Below are 5,008 nucleotides of genomic sequence, written 5' to 3' on the forward strand. Positions count from 1 at the left end.
ATATGTAATCCCGTGATCAAAATATATTTAAACCCGGAAAACTAATGAGTTAAATGATAATTTAGCTCATTACCCTATAAATAAGTATGAATTTAATAACGAAAAAAACATTAGAAGAACGTCTTGAACGTACCAGGCAAAGATATGCCCGCCAGCAGGAACGGCTGGAAATGTTGCAGCGCAGCATGCAGAATAATGAGGAAAACATCATACAAATGGAATATGCGTTGGAAATGATGGAGCGTGTTTGTAAACAGCATCGCCGCCATCGGGTTATCTCTAATGCGGAAGTGGAAGAATTCTTTATCCATGCTTCGAACGTTTACGATCGTCTTCAGCACCGCCTGCACATGCACCTCAATTATACGTATTTCTGTTGCGTGATTTCTTCCCGCTATCTGTTCGAAAGCCGTTTACATACTCCGAATCGACGCTTTATCAGTCCGGCCACTGTGCTCTCTTACTTCAAAAGGGAAAGAGGAAGGTGAAACCGGGTTGGTGATATTCGTATTTTATTACTATTCAGTTCTCCTTAACTTTGCACCCGATTTTTTAATAAAGGCGGGGCATTGATCCTGCATCAACTAAAAACAAAGTTCTAATGAAAGACAAAAAATTTGACTGGCTGCTTCAAGGCTGCCATGCCTTGTCCGAAGTGGCGCAGGCGTATTATCCATGTGTACACAACAGTTCGTCCATTCGGTCATTCAGGAAACGTGTCAAGGAAATCCCCAAAATGTATGCGGAGTTGCTGGATGCGGAATACACCGACAAAACCACTGTTCTGACTCCGTTGCAGATTGCTGTGGTGATCCGGCATCTGGGGCTTCCCAATCAGGCACGGGAAGAGTGGGATAAGCACATGGACGATGCCGGATAGGAACTTCCGAAAAAGCGGAAAAGCGAAGGATATATTTTTTAATATATCCTTTTTTAGTTTCTTATATTATTTATTCGGGTACGGTTGGTGGTACGGTTGGTGGCTTGCGCGCATGAATAATGGATTGCCGTTCAGTGGGTTAGATGGTGTGCGGAGTGAACCGGATTTCACCCGTTTAAACCACTATCTTTTAATCGCAACCATCCGAAGCAGGGCAGAGAACCAAAGTCGGATTCTTGCCCTACCTTTGTCAACACAAAAAAAGAAATAAACAATGGATCAGAATTTAAAAAATGCAGGTTATGTGATGGTGCCTCGCGCCTTGCTGCTGGAGGTGTTCGACGAACGCCGAGAAGCAGGAGGAGATATGGAGGCCTTTTTGAGGGTATTGACCTATGTGAATTATGCGGAAATGGTAGTGACGCGCGAGCAGAGGAATGTGGTTTGTGCCCGTGGCGAATCAGTGATTTCCTACAGACACTGGGCGGAAATACTGGGGTGGAGCATCGGGCGAACTCGCCGCTACTTCGTGCGGTTGGTGGCAGACGGCAGTATCGAACAAGTGAAGGGAGACTGCGCCAGCCATATCCGCATTCCCGGCTATGACGCATGGACAGGCAAGAGGAAGACCGGAAATGGCGGCCAATCTGCAGTAGAAGAGGCTTTCGGACTATTCTGGATTGAGTATCATGAAACCACCCGCATGCCCCGGCAAAACCGCGAAAGCGCCCTCAGGGAATGGAAGAAGCTCTCGCAGAGCGAACGAAAGCAGGCGGTGGAGCATATTGACGAGTATTTCTTTCACTTGCGTGATACGAAGTTTTGCAGACAGGCGGCAAAGTATCTGGCAGACAAACTGTTTCAAGATGAGTATGAAGACTGAGTATCTGAACCCGCAAGATGCCGAACTGGAAGAAGCCGTGATCGGCGCCTGCCTGGTAGAGAGCGAGGCGATCGCTTTGATCGCGGATAAGTTGCGCCCGGAAATGTTCTACAACGAGCAGAACCGGATGATTTTCACAGCTATCCTGTCCATGTTTCGCACCGGGAAAAAGATAGATATACTGACGGCAAGAAACGAGCTGGCCTCATGTGGCAATCTGGAGAAGGTGGGCGGACCGTATAACCTGACGAGGCTCGCCGCGCGCATTGCCTCGGGAGCGCACCTGGAATATCATGCCCGTATACTTCGGGAGCTGTTTATCCGGCGCGAGGTGATTATCGGTTCGCACAAGCAGCTGGCCGCTGCCGCCGACCAATCGGTAGACATCATGGATGTGCTGGTGAACATGCACAACTTGCTGGATCGCCTTCAGGGAGACATGGGGGCTACCGACAGCCTCCGCGCCATGGGGCAACTGATGGAAGACACCCTGGCGCAAGTGGAAGCCCGCATAGAGAACAGCCGGAATGGAATTACGGGCATCTCCACGGGCCTTTCCGGCCTGGACGAACTGACTGCGGGATGGCAACGGGGGGATTTGAATATCATTGCCGCCCGTCCGGGAGCGGGAAAAACGGCTTTTGCCCTGCATCTGGCAAAGACCGCCGCCACGAGCGGCTATCACACGGTGGTCTTCAGCCTGGAGATGCAGGGAGAGCGTCTGGGAGATCGCTGGTTGCTTACGGCCACTGAGGAGGTGGATGCCTCGCACATGCGTCGGGGGCAGCTCGATACGGGTGAGTTGCGGCAGGTGCGCGAAGCTTCCCGACAGCTCTCGCAACTGCCTATCCACGTGGACGACAGCCCGGTGGTGAGCATGGAACATGTGCGTGCGGTGGCCCGTATGCTGAAAAGCAAGGGAGAGTGTGATATGATTATCCTGGACTACCTGCAACTTTGTGATATGAAGTCCGACCAAGCCAACCGCAACCGCGAACAGGAGGTGGCGCAAGCCACCCGGAAAGCAAAACTGATGGCAAAGGAACTGGATGTGCCGGTATTGCTGCTCAGCCAGCTGAACCGCATGAGCGAGGGGCGTCCTGATTGTCGTCCGCTGCTGAGCGACCTGCGTGAAAGCGGCGCTATAGAACAAGATGCGGATATGGTTATGCTCCTCTATCGCCCTGCCATGCATGGCCTCAAGACGGAGCATAAGAGTAAATATCCATCCGAAGGACTCGGGATAGTGATCGTGGCAAAGCATAGAAACGGAGAAACAGGCGACATCTACTTCGGACACAACCCCAGCCTGACGAAAATGGGCGATTATGTTCCACCTTACGAGTGGCTGACGAAGCATGCGAAGTGATGCGGCCTGAATCGGTTGGAATCGGTTGTATATGGTTTGAAAATATTTGTCGAAACACTTGACTTTGCCTCCTCTATATAGTATCTTTGTATTCTACTTGGAAGGGTAATAATAACTTAAACCTTAACTTAATTTGTTTTATTTATGGATGTAACCGTAGAGCGCTATTTGCGCAGAAAAATCGTGACTGACGTCAATTCTCCCAAATTCTTTTATCTTCGTCAGAAACCCGGCACGTGCAAGACCGTAGACATTGATACGCTTGCCGCAGCCATACAGAAGAGTTGCGCAATGACGAAAGGAGATGTGAAACATGTGATTGAGGCACTTGTGGAAGAAGTACAGGAGAACTTGGCCAACGGAAACAAGGTGAAAATGAATCAGTTCGGAACCTTTCACATGACATTTAGCTGTCCGGGCGTAGCCACCTCGGAGGAGTGTACGGTGAAGAATATCAAACGGGTGAATATTCGTTTTGTTCCGGACAAAGGGCTGAAGCTGGTGAACAACAGCCATGCGCAGACGAGGAGCCCGGCTAATGTAGTGTTTGCCTTAGAGAAATCGGAAGATAAAGACGGCGGATCCTCGGAAGACGGTGGCGGAAACTCCGGTGGCGGCGGCGGTCTGGATGAAAATCCTCTCGGCTAATCATTGATAAATAACCTAAACATTGACTATTATGAAGAAAATCACTTGGGATACCGTTTTGAAAGTCGTTATTGCCTTGGCTTCTGCCTTATTGGGTGCTTTGGGCGCCCATGCCATGACGGGTAGAGTGTGAGCAGAAAATTGTATGTATGAGAAAGATTGATTTACTCGTTATTCATTGCAGCGCCACCCGCGCTGACCGTTGCTATACGGAATATGACTTAATCACAGATCACCTGCGCCGGGGCTTCTCCGGCGCAGGCTATCATTTTTATATAAGGAAAGACGGAGCCGTCAAAAATCTCCGTTCGATAGAACAGCTCGGTGCGCATGCACGCGGCTACAACTCTAGCAGTATTGGTATATGCTACGAAGGCGGACTGGATATTACCGGCCACTCTGCCGATACGAGAACCGATTTTCAGAAACATTCGCTTCGGGTGCTGGTGATGCTGCTGTTAAGAGATTATCCCGGCAGTAGAGTGGTAGGGCATCGTGATCTTAGTCCCGACCTGAACCATAATGGTGAAATAGAACCGGAGGAGTGGATAAAAGAGTGCCCTTGCTTTGATGCAGCAACAATTTTGCAGGAGCCACCGCCTCCGAATCCAGGCTATCTATAAATTCATTCACCACAGAGTAACACAGAGTATCACGGAGTTCTATTCTTTTGATTTCAAATTGATTAAACTCTGTGAGCCTCTGTGTTACTCTGTGGTGAAAACTCATTACCCTGTAGGGGGAGGTGAGTTCATTACGCGCGCGTATATACATAATGTATAGTATTCCGTTATCGCGCACACTCCCTTCCAAATTTATGTTCTACAACATCCCTATCAATCAGCTAGTTACAAAATTGTTTCAAAAAACTATAGAAAAAGTGATAGATATATTTGGAGTGAATAGATATATCGGCTACTTTTGCACCCGCTAACCAAGAGACGGTCAGCCTTGAAATTGACATTCTGACAGAAACGGTGTAAGAACCCTATCTTTTTTCTTTCCTTTTGCCTTGATTCCAATTAGGAATGCGGCATCCGAAAAGAAAAAGAAAAAACTTCCGGAAACATTTGGAAGTAATGCTTAAAAGTTCTTACCTTTGCACCCGCTTTCCGAGAAGAGGTTGACATTGAGTCGGCTTCCTTGATAGAAGCGGCGCTAAGAACTTCTTCTTCTTTTATCTCCCTTTCGCAAAGAGAGACGACGAGAAAAAGAAAAAAGAAAAAAA

The 5,008-nt window shown here is 48.5% G+C and carries 8 protein-coding genes; 7 read left to right on the plus strand and 1 reads right to left on the minus strand.

Annotated elements, in window-relative coordinates:
* Window positions 1–86: 86 nt before the first annotated feature.
* The 7 genes from BN161_RS18715 to BN161_RS18745 all read left to right on the plus strand — a co-directional run bounded on the left by BN161_RS18715 (window position 87) and on the right by BN161_RS18745 (window position 4,403).
* A complete protein-coding gene (locus BN161_RS18715) occupies window positions 87–488 on the plus strand; it encodes a hypothetical protein (RefSeq protein WP_044269257.1) in 402 nt (133 codons plus the stop codon).
* 113 nt (window positions 489–601) lie between these two features.
* Entirely contained in the window at window positions 602–880 is a 279-nt protein-coding gene (locus BN161_RS18720) for a DUF4248 domain-containing protein (protein ID WP_044269258.1), read from the plus strand.
* 274 nt (window positions 881–1,154) lie between these two features.
* Window positions 1,155–1,763, plus strand: coding sequence for a hypothetical protein (locus BN161_RS18730; RefSeq protein ID WP_044269262.1), 609 nt, complete (start codon window positions 1,155–1,157; stop codon window positions 1,761–1,763).
* On the plus strand, window positions 1,753–3,132 hold the full coding sequence (gene dnaB / locus BN161_RS18735) for a replicative DNA helicase (protein ID WP_044269264.1): 1,380 nt from the start codon (window positions 1,753–1,755) through the stop codon (window positions 3,130–3,132). The genes BN161_RS18730 and dnaB overlap by 11 nt, the downstream gene beginning before the upstream one ends.
* 144 nt (window positions 3,133–3,276) lie before the next feature.
* Window positions 3,277–3,780, plus strand: coding sequence for an HU family DNA-binding protein (locus BN161_RS18740; protein WP_044269265.1), 504 nt, complete (start codon window positions 3,277–3,279; stop codon window positions 3,778–3,780).
* Between the two features lie 31 nt (window positions 3,781–3,811).
* Window positions 3,812–3,913 (plus strand): smalltalk protein, encoded by a 102-nt coding sequence (locus BN161_RS29925; RefSeq protein WP_167332553.1) that lies wholly within the window; start codon window positions 3,812–3,814, stop codon window positions 3,911–3,913.
* Window positions 3,914–3,929: 16 nt separating this feature from the next.
* Complete coding sequence (locus BN161_RS18745; protein WP_044269267.1) at window positions 3,930–4,403, plus strand: N-acetylmuramoyl-L-alanine amidase; 474 nt, start codon at window positions 3,930–3,932, stop codon at window positions 4,401–4,403.
* Window positions 4,404–4,802: 399 nt separating this feature from the next.
* Here BN161_RS18745 and BN161_RS30160 read toward each other — a convergent pair.
* Window positions 4,803–5,008: hypothetical protein (locus tag BN161_RS30160; protein WP_394332304.1), on the minus strand; the 206-nt coding region annotated here is incomplete at its 5' end.

This window comes from Bacteroides timonensis (assembly GCF_000513195.1).
GTDB lineage: Bacteria > Bacteroidota > Bacteroidia > Bacteroidales > Bacteroidaceae > Bacteroides > Bacteroides timonensis.